Origin of the sequence: Mycolicibacterium insubricum (assembly GCF_010731615.1) — a bacterium.
Classification (GTDB): Bacteria; Actinomycetota; Actinomycetes; order Mycobacteriales; family Mycobacteriaceae; genus Mycobacterium; species Mycobacterium insubricum.
Genome location: NZ_AP022618.1, coordinates 2,247,129 through 2,260,672, shown reverse-complemented (window position 1 = coordinate 2,260,672; position 13,544 = coordinate 2,247,129). Strand labels below are relative to the sequence as shown.

The window sequence follows — 13,544 nt, the reverse complement described above, 5'->3', positions numbered from 1 at the left end:
CGCCGGCCTGGCAGCCGAACCCGTACCGAATGTTGACCGCCGAGCGCCGACACATGGACTATCCAGTTATCGGCCGCCACCGGTCAACAGTTGGTACTAGCCTGCCGACCGAAGCGGCGACGCGCTACGGGCATGCCCGCCGCAGCGGGGCGGCCAGATCACCCCGGTCCCCCACGCTGATCCCCGGCAATCCCAGCCAGTCGGCCATCGCCGCCAGCTCGGCGGCCAGGGCCGCCGCCACCCGGACCGGGTCTCGGCCGTTCTCCAGGAATGCGCCGGGCACGGTCAGCAGCCCGGCGGCCCGATCCGCCTTGAGATCGACCCGGGCGACCAGTTCACCGTCGAGCAGGAACGGCCAAACGTAATAGCCGTACTCCCTGTTGGCGGCCGGGGTGTAGATCTCGATGCGGTAGCGGAAGCCGAACAGCCGCTCGACCCTGGGCCGGAAGAAGATCAGCGGATCGAACGGGCACAGCAGCGCGGTCCCGCGGTCACTGCGCGGAATAGGTTGCCCGCTGCGCAGATACGCCGGTACCCCGCCCACGGTGACCGGCTCCAGTTCCCCCGCCGCGGTCAACTGCGCCAACGCGGGCTTGACCTGGGCGGCGGACAGCCGGAAATAGTCGCGGATGTCGGCGGCGGTTGCAACACCCAGCGCGGTCGCCGCGCGCAGGGTCAGTTCCCGCACCGCCTCGTCGTCGTCGACGTGGCGGGCCAGTACATCTGCGGGCAGCACGTTGTCGGTGAGGTCGTAGTGGCGGGCGAATCCGACCCGGTGCGCGGTGGTCAGGGCTCCCGAGGACCAGAGCGCCTCGGCCACCCATTTGGTTTCACTTCGGTCCCACCACGGGCCCTTGCGCGCCCGCGGTGCGGATTCCAGATGCGCCTCGATCTGGCCGGCGGTCGACGGGCCGAGGTCGGCGACGGCGGCGAGGATGTCCTCGGCCAGCCGCGGATTGCGCTTGACGATCTCGGTGCCCCACCGGCCGTGGGTGTACTCGCGCATCCGCCAACGCAACAACGGCCAGTCCTGCACCGACATCAACGCGGCTTCGTGCGCCCAGTACTCCACCAGCAGCCGGGGTGCGCGGGCCGAATGCGACCAGGCCGCGCGGTCCAGCAGGTCGCGGTCATAGGCCCCGAACCGGCTGAACACCGGGGCGTAGTGCGCCCGCACCGTCACCGAAACCGAATCCAGTTGCAGTACCTGAATTCTGGAGACCAGCCTGCCGAGGTCGGAGCGGGTGACCGGACCGCTGCGCGGGCGGGCGTGGAAGCCCTGTGCGGCGACCGCGACCCGACGGGCCTGGGCGGTGGTGAGGTTGGCCACGCTCACCGGACGCTACTCCTGAGGCAGGTAGGTGCAGAAGCGGTAGCGCAGACCGGTGCGGCTGGTCAGCCACTCACCGGCGCTCACCGACCAGGAGCCGTCGAGCACCGGCGCGATGGCGTCGCCACCGCGAAACGGCAGGTCGACGTCGACCTCGGTGACCTCGCAACGGCCGGCCAGCGGCAGTGCCAACGCATAGATCTGGGCGCCGCCGATGACCCAGCCGTCGAAGCCGGTGGGCAGGGCGGTCACCACTTCGGCGCCCTCGGCCCGGTAGCCCGGATCTCGGGTGAGCACCAGGTTGCGACGTCCCGGCAGCGGGCGAAACCGCGGCGGCAGCGACTCCCAGGTCGCCCGGCCCATCAGCACCGGGTGGCCGACGGTCAGCTCCTTGAAGTGGGCCATGTCTTCGGGCAGCTGCCAGGGAATGTCGCCGCCGCGGCCGATCACCCCGGAGCGTGCCTGCGCCCAGATCAGCGACAGCGTCATCGGCGTGCCCTCACACCGCCACCGGTGCCTTGATGCCGGGGTGCGGGTCGTAGCCGGTGATCTCGATGTCCTCGTAGGTGTAGTCGAAGATCGAATCGCGGTGTTTGAGAAGAAGTTCCGGGTAGGGCCGCGCGTCGCGGGACAGTTGCAGCTCGACCTGCTCGACGTGGTTGTCGTAGATGTGGCAGTCCCCGCCGGTCCAGACGAACTCGCCGACGTCCAACCCGGCCTGGGCGGCCATCATGTGCGTCAGCAGCGCGTAGCTGGCGATGTTGAACGGCACGCCCAGGAACAGGTCCGCGCTGCGCTGGTACAGCTGGCACGACAGCCGCCCGTCGGCGACGTAGAACTGGAAGAACGCGTGACACGGCGGCAGCGCCATCTGCGGGATCTCCCCGACGTTCCACGCCGAGACGATGTTGCGGCGGGAATCCGGGTCGGACCTCAGCAGCGCCAGGGCGTTGGAGATCTGGTCGATGTGCTCGCCCGAGGGCGTCGGCCAGCTGCGCCACTGCACCCCGTACACCGGGCCGAGGTCGCCGTCGGGTGCGGCCCATTCGTCCCAGATGCTGACGCCGTGCTCCTGCAGCCAGTGCACGTTGGAATCGCCACGCAGGAACCACAGCAGCTCGTAGATCACCGATTTGGTGTGCACCTTCTTGGTGGTGATCAGCGGGAAACCGGCCGACAGGTCGTAGCGCAGTTGGTGGCCGAAGATGCTGCGGGTGCCGGTTCCGGTGCGGTCGGACTTCGGCGTGCCCCGGCTCAGCACCAGCCGAAGCAGATCCTCGTACGGCGTCGGGATGGGAGCCGTCGGCGAAGCTGACACGGAGGCCAGCTTACTTCGCTATAACCGAAGCATGCCGACTGCCACGGACACCGTGACCACTCCCGACGGCGACTGCCGGATCACCGTCGCCACCCCCGACGGCGACGGCCCGTGGCCGGCGGTGGTGATGTACCCCGACGCGGGTGGGCCGAGGCCGACGTTCGACGCCATGGCGGCGCGGATGGCCGCCCTGGGCTACGTGGTTCTGGTACCCGACATCTACTACCGACACGCGGGTCGGGCGCCGTTCGACCTGCCCACCGCGTTCACCGATCCGGCCGAGCGGGACCGGCTGTTCGCCATGATGGCCGAGGTGACCCCGGAGCGGATGACCACCGACGCCGCTGCGTTCTTCGACTACCTGCAGCAGCGCCCCGACGTCGCAGGCACCCGGTTCGGCACCACCGGCTACTGCATGGGCGGGCGCACGTCGTTCACGGTGGCCGGTCGCCTTCCGGAGCGCGTTGCGGTCGCGATGTCGTTCCACGGCGGCGGCCTGGTCACCGAGGCGCCGGACAGCCCGCACCTGGCGGCCCCGCGCATCCAGGCCGTCGTCTACGTCGCCGCGGCCGAGAGCGACGCGTCGTTCACCGCCGAGAACGGGGTCACGCTGGATGGGGCCCTGGCCGATGCGGGCGTCGAGCACACCGTCGAGTTCTACCCGGCCGCGCACGGGTTCGCGGTGCCCGACAATGCCGGCGCCTACGACAAAACCGCCGATGAGCGGCATTGGCAGGCCATGGAGCGGGTGTTCGGCGCGGCGTTGTAACCCACCCGTCGCGGACCCCCTGGCATTCGGCTACCGGCCGGTAGGCGACGATTATGGCGTGTACGAGCAACCCTTCAGCACCGATTCCACCGACGGCGGCACCCGGCTCGACCCGGTACTGGCCCGCAGCTGGCTGCTGGTCAACGGCTCGCACGCCGACCGTTTCGAGGCCGCCACCCGCTCGCACGCGGACATCGTGGTGCTCGACATCGAGGACGCCGTCGCCCCCAAGGACAAGGCCGCCGCCCGCGACCATGTCGCTTCCTGGCTGGCCGGCGGCCGCGACGACTGGGTGCGGATCAACGGCTTCGGCACCCAGTGGTGGGCCGGTGACTGCGAACTGCTGGCCGGCACCTCGGTCGGGGGCGTGATGCTGGCGATGGTGGAGTCGGTCGACCACGTCACCGAGACCGCGCGGATGCTGCCCGGCGTGCCGATCGTCGCGCTGGTGGAGACCGCGCGCGGACTGGAACGCATCACCGAGATCGCGGCCACCAAGGGCACTTTCCGGCTGGCGTTCGGCATCGGCGACTTCCGCCGCGACACCGGCTTCGGCGACAACCCGGCGACGCTGGCGTACGCGCGGTCCCGGTTCACCATCGCCGCGCGGGCCGCGCATCTGCCCAGCGCCATTGACGGCCCGACCGTCGGCTCCAGCGCGCTGAAGCTGTCCGAGGCGGCCGCGGTGTCCGCCGAGTTCGGGATGACCGGCAAGATCTGCCTGTCGCCGGACCAGTGCTCCGCGGTCAACGCCGGCCTGTCACCGTCGCCCGACGACATCGCCTGGGCCAAGGAGTTTTTCGCCGAGTTCAACCGCGACGGCGGCGAGATCCGCAACGGCTCGGACCTGCCGCGTATCGCCCGGGCGACCAAGATCCTGGATCTGGCCCGCGCCTACGGCATCGGCTCCGGTGACGTCGGGTACGACGAGCGCGGGCACCGCCCGGCCCCGTCGGACACCTACCACTACTGACCCGCGGCTACACGTAGCGCTGGCGCCCGGCCAGCGCGCCGGTGACCATCTGCACGGCGTAGACCGCCAGCAGCATCGCAAAGGGCACGGTCCAGGCTCCCGTCGCATCGTGCAGCACGCCGAACAACAGCGGGCCCACCCCGGCCAGCAGATAGCCGAAGCCCTGCACCATGCCGGACAGCGCAGCGGTGGTGTCCGCGTCGCGCGCCCGCAGCGCGATCACCGCCAGGGCCAGCGAGAACACGCTCATCCCCAGCCCGACCAGCACACTCCACAGGACCGGCGCCGCACCCGGGTCGATCAGCAGCCCGATCACCCCGGCGACGCCGGCGACGCCGAGCCCGACGATCCAGCCGCTCTGGCTGGGCCGGCCGGCTGCCAGCGGGGCGACGACGAGGCTGATCGGGACGGCCAGCACCGAGATCAGCCCGAGTAGCAGGCCCGCCCGGGTCTGGCTGATGCCGCCGTCGATGAACACCTCCGGTAGCCAGCCCATCACCACATACGCGAGGAACGACTGGGTGCCGAAGAACAGGGTGATGGTCCAGGCCAGTCGGGACCGCAGCAGCGACGGGCCCCGCCGTGCGGTGGGGGTGCTCAACGGCCGGGCGGCCTCGATCTGCCGGGCGCCGAGCAACCAGAGTGCGAGCGCCAGCCCGGAGACCACCGCCCAGGCGCCCAGCGCCCCGGCCCAGCCGCCGAGTATCCGGTCCAGCAGCGGGGTGAGGGCCGAGCCCAGCGCTCCGCCGCCCTGCAACGCGGCGGTGTAGACGCCGGTCATCACCCCGATCCGGGTGGGGAATGAGCCCTTGATGACGACCGGGATGAGCACGTTGACCAGGGCGATGCCACCGGTGGCCAGCAGGGTGCCGGCGATCACGACGGCCGGCCCGTCGAGTACCCGGACGATCAGACCGGCGGTCAGGATCGTCAAGCCGGCTGCGATCGCCCAGCCCAGCCCGATCCTCCGCGACAGCCACGGTGCCGCCAGCCCGGCGGCGGCGAAGCACAATCCCGGCAGCGTGGTCAGGACGCCGGCCCACACCGCCGATGCCCCGAGTTCGGAGCGCATCTCGCCGAGCAGCGGACCGATGCTGGTGATCGCCGGGCGCAGGTTCAGCGCGGTCAGTACCACGGCGACGATCAGCAGGGCGCCACCGGCGGCCATCGCCCGGGGCCGCAGTTCGGCCGCACCGTCGAGCTCGCGTTCGAGGTCGCGCTGGTAGTCCACGAAAGCTATCGTCGCACCGGCGCGACCATCCCCGGCAACCGATTTTCCCGCTATCGCGGCGCTGACGGCCTCAGTTCCACCGGCGGCGGCGGAACTCGCCGAGGCCCTCAGCGAACCCGCGCAGCGCGTACCCGGCGCAGATCACCGACAGCACGATCAGGGCGACGAACATCGGCAGCCAGTGCGCGCGGTGGTGGTCGACCTCCCACCAGACGATCGTGAACAGCACGGTGCACACGAACACCACGATGTCGCGCCAATTGCCCCGGTAGGAGGTGGCCAGCGCCCGGATATCCCGGTTGCGGGCGACCGTCGCCACGATGTCGTCGATACGGACGTCGATGGCCCCCTGCAGAGCCGCCCGACGTTCGGTGTCCTCGGCCGGCAGCCGGTCCAACAGGTCCATATCGGCCTTGATCCCTGCCCGCACATCGGGCCCGCGGCCGTTGCCGACGATCAGGCCCAGCAAAGCCCCGCCGGCGATCGGTGCCGTCCCCAGCGCCAACTCGGCCAAACCCGGCATGTGACCCTCCTCACGTCAATCCCCTTGGCGCGAAGCCTACCTCGCGTAATGGCACCCACCCTTGACACGCTGCTAATCTCGAACACATGGGTAACCGCCGGGCGAGCGCGAATGCTGCGCTGCTGTTGTTGCTGGCGGCCTTGAGTTTCTTCATGCCGGCCACCGGCAGCACGACGGCGCCCGGGGTCGCCGCCGCGGCCGCCGCCGCCAGTACTCCCTGGCAACTTCCGGAGGAAACCCACCATCACCCGGTCAACCAGGCCAGCGCCGTCGGTGACCGGTTGCGGCGCGACGTGCCGCCGGGGCCGTCGTATGTGCCGGCCGCATTGACCTTCGCCGCCCTGCTGGCCGTGGCGATTGTGGTGGGCCGTCCGGTCCGCGGCCGGGTGCTGAGCCGTGGCCCCGATTCACCGGGGCGTTCCCGGCTGACGGATATCGGTATCGATCGACAGTGACCGGCGCCGCGGCGCCTCCGTGTGGTGAATCGAGTTGACGGTTCCCCCGGCGGCGGCCGTACCGGCGCATTCTTGTCGACACCACTCACACCGATAGGCCCCACGATGGCTACTGCCTCCCTCGAGCACGGCTCGAAATCCTCCGCTCTGCAGAACCTCAAACACGACCTGCCCGCCTCACTGGTGGTGTTCCTGGTCGCCCTGCCGCTGTCGCTGGGCATCGCCTACGCGTCCGGCGCGCCGTTGATGGCCGGACTCATCGCGGCTGTCGTCGGCGGCATCGTCGCGGGCCTGATCGGCGGCTCCCCGCTGCAGGTGACCGGTCCCGCCGCCGGCCTGACCGTGGTGGTGGCCGGCCTCATCGACCAGTTCGGCTGGGCGATGACGTGTGTCATCACCGCGGCCGCCGGTGTGCTGCAGATCCTGTTCGGACTGTCCCGGATCGCTCGGACGGCACTGGCCATCGCCCCGGTGGTGGTGCACGCGATGCTGGCCGGAATCGGCATCACCATCGCCCTGCAGCAGATCCACGTCCTGATGGGCGGAGCGTCGCGCAGCACGGCGTGGGAGAACCTCGCCGCGCTCCCGCACGGCATCGTCAACCACCATCTGCCCGACGTGATCATCGGCGTCATCGTCATCGCGATCCTGCTGCTGTGGCCGAAGCTGCCCGCCCGGCTGCGGGTGATCCCCGGAGCACTGGTGGCGATCGTCGTCGGGACCGCGGTGGCCGTCGTGGCGAAGCTGCCGGCCGAACGGATCGATCTGCAGGGGAAGGACTTCTTCGATTCGGTGGGCCTGCCCGACGTGGCCGCGGCCGCCGGGGACGGCTCGCCGTGGAGCGCGCACATCGGTGCCCTGGTGCTGGCGGTGCTGACCGTCGCGCTGATCGCCAGCGTCGAGTCCCTGCTGTCCGCGGTCGGGGTCGACAAGCTGCACACCGGTCCGCGCAGCAATTTCGACCGCGAGATGATCGGTCAGGGCAGCGCGAACGTGGTGTCCGGTGCGCTCAGCGGCCTGCCGGTCACCGGCGTCATCGTCCGTAGCTCCACCAACGTGAATGCCGGTGCCCGCACCCGGTGGTCGGCGGTATTGCACGGCGTCTGGATTCTGCTGTTCGCGTCGATGCTGACCGACCTGGTGGAGTTGGTGCCCAAGGCGGCGCTGGCCGGCCTGCTGATCGTCATCGGCATGCAACTGGTGAAGCTGGCGCAGATCCGGATGGCCCGTCGTACCGGCGACCTCGCGGTCTATCTGATCACCGTGGTGTGCGTGGTGTTCCTGAACCTGCTCGAGGGCGTCGCCATAGGCCTGGCCGTCTCGATCGTCATCCTGCTGTGGCGGGTGATGCGGGCGCACATGGAGGCCCGGCCGGCGGAATTCGGCAACGACGCCGACGACAACGAGGACTGGCACGTCGAACTCGACGGCACGCTGAGCTTCCTGTCGCTGCCGCGGCTGACCCGGATCCTCGGCGAGCTGCCGAATGGTTCGCGGGTCACCATCACCATCAACGCCGACTACGTCGATCACGCGATCTCCGAGACGATCGCCGACTGGAAGCGGGCGCATGAGGCCACCGGCGGCACCGTCTTGATCATCGAGTCGTCGCACGCCAAGCTGCACCACGCGCATGCCGCGCCGCCCAAGCGGCACTACGGCACCCGTGCCGTGGGTCTGGTGCCGTGGCGGTCCTGGCTGGCCAGCTACCGCGACGAGGGCGGCTCGGTCCTCGACGGCATCGACGAGTACAACCGGCGTGGCCGCGGGGTGCTGTCGCCGCACATCGCCGAGCTGACCGAGGACCAGAATCCGGACGCGCTGTTTTTGACCTGCGCCGATTCCCGGATCCTGCCGAACGTGATCACCGCCAGCGGGCCGGGTGACCTGTTCACCGTACGCAACGTCGGAAACCTGGTGGTCAACGACGGGACGGACGAGTCGATGGATGCCGCCCTGGATTTCGCCGCCAGCAAGTTGGGCGTGAGTTCGATTGTGGTGTGTGGACATTCGTCGTGCGGCGCAATGACCGCGCTGATCGACAACGACGACGAGGCGCCGAACCCGGTGAGCCACTGGCTGGCGCACGCCCATGACAGCGTCACCGCCTATCACGACGGGCACCCGGCCCGGGCCACCGCGGCCGAGCGTGGGTTCGGTGAAACCGATCAGCTCGGGGTGGTCAATGTGGCGATCCAGGTCGGCCGCCTCATCGCGCATCCGGTGCTTACCGAGGCGGTGGCCGAAGGGCGCATCGAGGTGGTCGGGGTGTTCTTCGATCTCAACACCGCCCACGTCTATCAGGTCGACGAGCTGGGCATCACCGAGAACCGGCTGCCGTCCCCGGTGCACAGCTGAGCCGCCGCGCTCGGCGAGCGGTGTAGATTCCGCGAGCACGAGGCCCGGCGCGGACTGGCGCGGCCGGCTACTCCATCAGTGACGCGGCGACGGTGGCACCCAGGTTCCAGCACGCCTCAAGGTCGGCCTTGGTCGGTTTGCCTGAGACGACGACGGCGTCTGCGGCCCGGACCCAACCGAGTCCGGCGGTGATCCCGTCGAGCGCGCGGACCGCTCCCTCGGTGCCCTCGTTGCCGTGCAGCCAAACGCCGAAAGGTCTCCCGCGCGTGGCATCCAGACAGGGGTAATAGAGCTGGTCGAACGCGTGCTTCACGGCGCCGCTGAGATACCCCAGATTCACCGGGCTTCCGATCAGGTAGCCGTCGGCGGCCAGCGCGTCGCTCGGAGAGCACGTCAGGGCCGGTCGGCGCACCACCTCGACGCCCTCGATCTCGGGATCGGTTGCCCCCGCCAGCACCGCCTCGAACATCTCCTGGCAGTGCGGCGACGGGGTGTGGTGGATGATCAGCAATGTCGCGCTCACGGCTGGGCCTGCTCCAGCTCGACGGCGCGGCGCATCGCCTCCCGCGCGCGGCTGCGGTCCCCGGCGTAGTCGTAGGCGCGGGCCACCCGATACCAGCGGATCCAGTTGTCGGGGTCGGCGTCGAGTTCACCGCGCACCGTCTCGAACAGGGCGTCGGCCGCATCGCGCTGAATTCGGCCGCTGGCCCGACGTGGCAGCTCACTGACGTCGAGCTCCATTCCGGCCTCGTCGGCGAGCCGGGCCAGTTTCTGATGCGCCAGTCCCGCCCGCAGCGTCGCGACCATCGCCCACAGGCCGATCAGCGGGAGGATCAGCAGTGCGATGCCGAGTCCGACGGCGGCGCCCCGGCCGTCGGCGATCATGCCGACGCCCATGCGTCCGAGCGTCACGAAGTAGAAGAGCAGTGCGGCGCAGAAGAATCCGATCAGCGCCAGAGTGCGCAGCGACTTCACGTCAGGTTCATCAGCGGCTCGATGCCGATCGTCAGGCCCGGGCGATCGCCGATCCCACGGACCCCGAGCAGCACACCCGGGACGAACGAGGTCCGGTCCAGGCTGTCGTGGCGAATGGTCAGTGTTTCGCCCTGGGTGCCGAACAGCACCTCCTGGTGCGCGACCAGGCCGGCGACCCGCACCGAGTGCACCGGCACCCCGTCGACGTCGGCGCCGCGGGCCCCCTCCAGACCGGTGCTGGTGGCGTCGGGGTTGGGCGGCAGGTCCTTGCGCGCGGCGGCGATCAGCTGCGCGGTCCGGGTGGCGGTGCCCGACGGGGCGTCGGCTTTCTGCGGGTGGTGCAGTTCGATGACCTCGACGGATTCGAAATACGGTGCGGCCTGGGCGGCGAAGTGCATGCACAGCACGGCGCCGATCGCGAAGTTCGGGGCGATCAGCACCCCGACCTCCGGATGTTGGTCGAGCCAGCCCCGCACGGTGTCCAGGCGCTCGGCGGTGAACCCGGTGGTTCCGACGACGGCGTGAAGCCCGTTCTCGATCAAGAACTTCAGGTTGTCCATCACCACGTCGGGGTGGGTGAAGTCGATGACGACCTGGGTGCCGGAATCGGTGAGCAGGCTCAGCGGATCACCGGCGTCGACGGCCGCCGACAGTTCCAGATCCGGAGCGGCCTGCACCGCCCCCACCATCGTCGTTCCGACCTTGCCCTTGGCTCCCAGCACAGCTACCCGCATGCGGGCAAGCCTACCCATAGGCGAGTGGGGCTCAGCGGTCGATGACGATCCGCTCTCCGCGGCTCCGCGACACGCAGACCAGCATCTCGTCGTCGGCCTCGGCGGTGCGTCCGTGCCGGTCCACGTCGCCGCGCAGCACGGAAATCCGGCAGGTGCCGCAGAAGCCCTGCTGACACGAGTACGGAGTGGTCGGGTCGTCGTCGAGCATGACCGCCAGCGCGGAGCGGTCCGCCGGTACCGACAGCACCCGGCCCGAGCGGGCCAGTTCCAGTTCGAACGGCACGCCGTCGACGATCGGGGCCGCGGCGAACCGCTCGTAGTGCAAAGGTGCGTCGGCGTGTTCGTCGCGGGCGATGCGCACGGCGTCGAGCATCGCCGTCGGCCCGCACACATAAACCGCGGTGTGCGGGCCCGCCCCGGCCAGCAGGTCGTCGACGAGGGCGAAGCCGCCGCGTTCGTCGTCGGCCCACACGGTGACCCGCTCCGGCGCCACCGCCAGCACTTCGTCGAGCAGCGGCATGTATTCCCGGCTGCGTCCGGCACAGACTGCGCGCCAGTCGATTCCGGCTGCGTGCGCCTCGCGGATCATCGGCAGGATGGGGGTCACCCCGATGCCGCCGATGACGAACAGCACCTCGGACTCCCCGCTGCCCAGATGGAAGGCGTTGCGGGGCCCCTCGAAGGTGAGCGGGTCGCCCTCGGCGAGGCCGTGCATCTCGATGGACCCGCCGCCGCCGTCGGCGATGCGTCGCACGGCGATCCGGTAGTCGGTGCGCCGTCCCGGCGGGCCGCTCAGCGAGTACTGCCGGATCCGTCCCGACGGCAGGGCCACGTCGATGTGGGCACCGGGGGTCCACGACGGCAACAGTCCGCCGGCCGGGTCGGCAAGGGTCAGTGCCACCACGTCGGGGGTGATCAGTTCCCGTTTGACGATGACGGTGTCGACGGTGCGCCGCACCGGGGTCACCTTCGAGGGCTTCCACCGGGACATGGCGGTGACGACGCCGAACGCCGCACTCAGCGTCCACAGTGCGTTGGTCAGCCGGTCGTGTTTGCGGTGGCCGTAGAGGGCGGGCGGCCGGCTCTGCCAGATGGAAGCGGTCATGTCCGTCTCAGTTCTGCCGTATGTCGTAGCGGGCCAGCAGCCGGATCGCACCGGGGCTGATCCGCCGCATGGCGTAGCCGAACCGGGATTCGGGCGCGATCGGCAGCACCGGGGGTCCGGTGCGGATCGCCTTGACGATCGCGCGGGCGGTGGCCTCCGGGGTGTAGTTGCGGCGCCGGTAGGCGGCGTCGGCCTTGGCCCGGGCCCGTTCCTGCTGTTCGTCGCTCATCCCGGCGTAGACGGTGTTGCGGGCGATGTTGGTGTTGACGAATCCGGGGCAGACGGCGGTGACGGTGATGCCCTCGTCGGCGAGGTCGGCGCGCAGCGATTCGCTGAACGCCAGCACCGCAGCCTTCGTGGTGCTGTAGGCGACCATGGACTTCGACGGCAGGAACGCCGACGCCGAGGACACGTTGATGATGGTGCCGCCCTCGCCGCGGGCGACCATCTGCTCGGCGAACGCCCGGCTGCAGTTGAGGACGCCGCGGAGATTGACCGCGATGATGGCGTCCCAGTGTTCGGGGGTGGTCTCCAGGAATCGGCCGGCCATCCCGATACCGGCGTTGTTGATCAGGATGTCGATCACACCGTGTTCGCTGTTGACCTGTGCAGCAAGGTTTTTCACGGCGTCTTCGTCGGTGACATCGGTCGGGTAAACGGCGGCTTGGGCTCCGGCGGCGGTGACCGCCTCCGCGGTGTCGCGGGCGGCGGCCTCGTCGCGGTCGACGATGATGACGGTGCACGCACCTTGGCGGGCCAGTTCCAGTGCGGTGGCCCGGCCGATGCCGGCTCCCGCGCCGGTGATCAGAGCGGTTTTCCCGGCCACCTGGCGCGGACCCGGGCCGACTTCGGTGGGCCCGACCGGTGCGCGGCCGGTCTCGACCTGGTCGACCCAGTCTGCGGTCAGCCGGGCAATGACCTCGGGACGGGCGGTGACCACCCAGTGGCCGCCCTCGATTTCGACGACTCGACCGCCGTCGGCGATCGAGCCGGTGAACCGTTGCAGAGCCGGGGTGACGAAGATGTCCTTGCGGGGCACCAGCACCTGGACCGGCACGGTTGTCGGCGGCAGCTCGGCCGGCGGGCGGACCATGGGTGCGGGCATGTTCGCGCGATAGAGGTTGAGCCCGTTAGTGTAGTCCCGTTCGGAGCGGGGCACCGCGTCCCGTCGGGACCGGGTGCTGGAACGCCCGATGCGGTCCAGGGTGGCGATGACGCGCCCGCCCAGGCCGGATCCGAAGAAGGCCTCGGGCAGCCGCGGGGTGAGGAACAGCCCGATGTAGCCGGATGCGAGGAGCTGTTTGGCGACGTCACCGAGGTCGGCCGGTCGGCGGACCGAGCGCAGGAAATGCCCGGCGTATTCCAGGTTCGGCCCGGAAATCGAGGTGTAGGAGGCGATTTCGGGCATCAGGTCGGGATCGGTGACCGCGGCCCAGCCCTGGATGGAGCCCCAGTCGTGGCCGAGCAGGTGCACCCGGTCCACGCCGAGGTGATCGATCACGGTGCCGATGTCGGAAACCAGTTGCGGGAAGCGGTATCCGGCGCGGTCGGCGGGTTCGCCCGAGTCACCGGCGCCACGCACGTCGAAAGCCGCCATGTTGTAGCGGTCGGCCAGCAGTTCGGCCACTCCGTCCCAGACGTGGTGGTTGTCCGGATAACCGTGGATGGCCAGGATCGTGGGGCGGGCGGCGTCGAACTCGTTGTAGCGGTGCACCGCCAGCGCGACGCCGTCGGTGGCCGTCACGGTGGTGACGGGAGCTGTGGTGGTCATGG

The 13,544-nt window shown here is 70.0% G+C and carries 14 protein-coding genes; 4 read left to right on the top strand and 10 right to left on the bottom strand.

Annotation, left to right across the window (positions count from 1 at the left end):
• Positions 1-124: 124 nt before the first annotated feature.
• Genes G6N16_RS10825 through G6N16_RS10815 form a run of 3 tightly spaced genes read right to left on the bottom strand, consistent with a single transcriptional unit; the run spans position 125 to position 2,648 of the window.
• The gene (locus G6N16_RS10825) at positions 125-1,330 is read right to left on the bottom strand and encodes a winged helix-turn-helix domain-containing protein (protein WP_083029680.1); all 1,206 of its coding nucleotides are present in this window, start codon (positions 1,328-1,330) and stop codon (positions 125-127) included.
• A 12-nt stretch (positions 1,331-1,342) separates the two neighbouring features.
• Complete coding sequence (locus G6N16_RS10820) at positions 1,343-1,819, bottom strand: dihydrofolate reductase (RefSeq protein WP_110810744.1); 477 nt, start codon at positions 1,817-1,819, stop codon at positions 1,343-1,345.
• Positions 1,820-1,829: 10 nt separating this feature from the next.
• Entirely contained in the window at positions 1,830-2,648 is an 819-nt protein-coding gene (locus G6N16_RS10815; RefSeq protein ID WP_083029596.1) for a thymidylate synthase, read from the bottom strand.
• 31 nt (positions 2,649-2,679) lie between these two features.
• On the opposite strand from G6N16_RS10815, the gene G6N16_RS10810 reads away from it, so the two are divergent.
• Together G6N16_RS10810 and G6N16_RS10805 are read left to right on the top strand one after the other, a co-directional pair.
• A complete protein-coding gene (locus G6N16_RS10810) occupies positions 2,680-3,417 on the top strand; it encodes a dienelactone hydrolase family protein (protein ID WP_083029595.1) in 738 nt (245 codons plus the stop codon).
• A 58-nt stretch (positions 3,418-3,475) separates the two neighbouring features.
• Entirely contained in the window at positions 3,476-4,390 is a 915-nt protein-coding gene (locus tag G6N16_RS10805; RefSeq protein WP_083029594.1) for an HpcH/HpaI aldolase/citrate lyase family protein, read from the top strand.
• 7 nt (positions 4,391-4,397) lie between these two features.
• Here G6N16_RS10805 and G6N16_RS10800 read toward each other — a convergent pair whose 3' ends face one another.
• A complete protein-coding gene (locus tag G6N16_RS10800) occupies positions 4,398-5,558 on the bottom strand; it encodes a CynX/NimT family MFS transporter (protein WP_083029678.1) in 1,161 nt (386 codons plus the stop codon).
• A gap of 133 nt (positions 5,559-5,691) precedes the next feature.
• Positions 5,692-6,144: a hypothetical protein gene (locus G6N16_RS10795; RefSeq protein ID WP_083029593.1), complete on the bottom strand. Its 453-nt coding sequence runs from the start codon at positions 6,142-6,144 to the stop codon at positions 5,692-5,694.
• An 86-nt stretch (positions 6,145-6,230) separates the two neighbouring features.
• On the opposite strand from G6N16_RS10795, the gene G6N16_RS10790 reads away from it, so the two are divergent.
• Together G6N16_RS10790 and G6N16_RS10785 are read left to right on the top strand one after the other, a co-directional pair.
• The gene (locus tag G6N16_RS10790) at positions 6,231-6,599 is read left to right on the top strand and encodes a hypothetical protein (protein WP_083029592.1); all 369 of its coding nucleotides are present in this window, start codon (positions 6,231-6,233) and stop codon (positions 6,597-6,599) included.
• A gap of 105 nt (positions 6,600-6,704) precedes the next feature.
• A complete protein-coding gene (locus G6N16_RS10785) occupies positions 6,705-8,957 on the top strand; it encodes a SulP family inorganic anion transporter (protein ID WP_083029591.1) in 2,253 nt (750 codons plus the stop codon).
• A gap of 67 nt (positions 8,958-9,024) precedes the next feature.
• On the opposite strand, the gene G6N16_RS10780 is transcribed toward G6N16_RS10785, so the two are convergent.
• The 5 genes from G6N16_RS10780 to G6N16_RS10760 are packed head-to-tail and all read right to left on the bottom strand — an operon-like array spanning position 9,025 to position 13,542.
• Positions 9,025-9,480, bottom strand: coding sequence for a flavodoxin family protein (locus G6N16_RS10780; RefSeq protein WP_083029590.1), 456 nt, complete (start codon positions 9,478-9,480; stop codon positions 9,025-9,027).
• On the bottom strand, positions 9,477-9,932 hold the full coding sequence (locus tag G6N16_RS10775; RefSeq protein ID WP_083029589.1) for a hypothetical protein: 456 nt from the start codon (positions 9,930-9,932) through the stop codon (positions 9,477-9,479). Before G6N16_RS10775 ends, G6N16_RS10780 begins: the two co-directional genes overlap by 4 nt.
• Positions 9,929-10,666: a 4-hydroxy-tetrahydrodipicolinate reductase gene (dapB, locus tag G6N16_RS10770; protein WP_083029588.1), complete on the bottom strand. Its 738-nt coding sequence runs from the start codon at positions 10,664-10,666 to the stop codon at positions 9,929-9,931. Before dapB ends, G6N16_RS10775 begins: the two co-directional genes overlap by 4 nt.
• Before the next feature lie 31 nt (positions 10,667-10,697).
• Positions 10,698-11,771 carry a PDR/VanB family oxidoreductase gene (locus G6N16_RS10765; protein WP_083029587.1) on the bottom strand — a complete coding sequence of 358 codons (1,074 nt, stop codon included), beginning with the start codon at positions 11,769-11,771 and terminating at the stop codon, positions 10,698-10,700.
• A gap of 7 nt (positions 11,772-11,778) precedes the next feature.
• On the bottom strand, positions 11,779-13,542 hold the full coding sequence (locus tag G6N16_RS10760) for an SDR family oxidoreductase (protein ID WP_083029586.1): 1,764 nt from the start codon (positions 13,540-13,542) through the stop codon (positions 11,779-11,781).
• Positions 13,543-13,544 lie beyond the last annotated feature (2 nt).

Excerpts from the sequence above, each read along its gene's own strand:
- G6N16_RS10820 (WP_110810744.1), bottom strand. The coding sequence starts at position 1,819 with ATGACGCTGTCGCTGATCTGGGCGCAGGCACGCTCCGGGGTGATCGGC.
- G6N16_RS10810 (WP_083029595.1), top strand. The coding sequence starts at position 2,680 with ATGCCGACTGCCACGGACACCGTGACCACTCCCGACGGCGACTGCCGG.
- G6N16_RS10800 (WP_083029678.1), bottom strand. The coding sequence starts at position 5,558 with ATGGCCGCCGGTGGCGCCCTGCTGATCGTCGCCGTGGTACTGACCGCG.
- G6N16_RS10795 (WP_083029593.1), bottom strand. The coding sequence starts at position 6,144 with ATGCCGGGTTTGGCCGAGTTGGCGCTGGGGACGGCACCGATCGCCGGC.
- G6N16_RS10790 (WP_083029592.1), top strand. The coding sequence starts at position 6,231 with ATGGGTAACCGCCGGGCGAGCGCGAATGCTGCGCTGCTGTTGTTGCTG.
- G6N16_RS10785 (WP_083029591.1), top strand. The coding sequence starts at position 6,705 with ATGGCTACTGCCTCCCTCGAGCACGGCTCGAAATCCTCCGCTCTGCAG.
- dapB (WP_083029588.1), bottom strand. The coding sequence starts at position 10,666 with ATGCGGGTAGCTGTGCTGGGAGCCAAGGGCAAGGTCGGAACGACGATG.
- G6N16_RS10765 (WP_083029587.1), bottom strand. The coding sequence starts at position 11,771 with ATGACCGCTTCCATCTGGCAGAGCCGGCCGCCCGCCCTCTACGGCCAC.
- G6N16_RS10760 (WP_083029586.1), bottom strand. The coding sequence starts at position 13,542 with ATGACCACCACAGCTCCCGTCACCACCGTGACGGCCACCGACGGCGTC.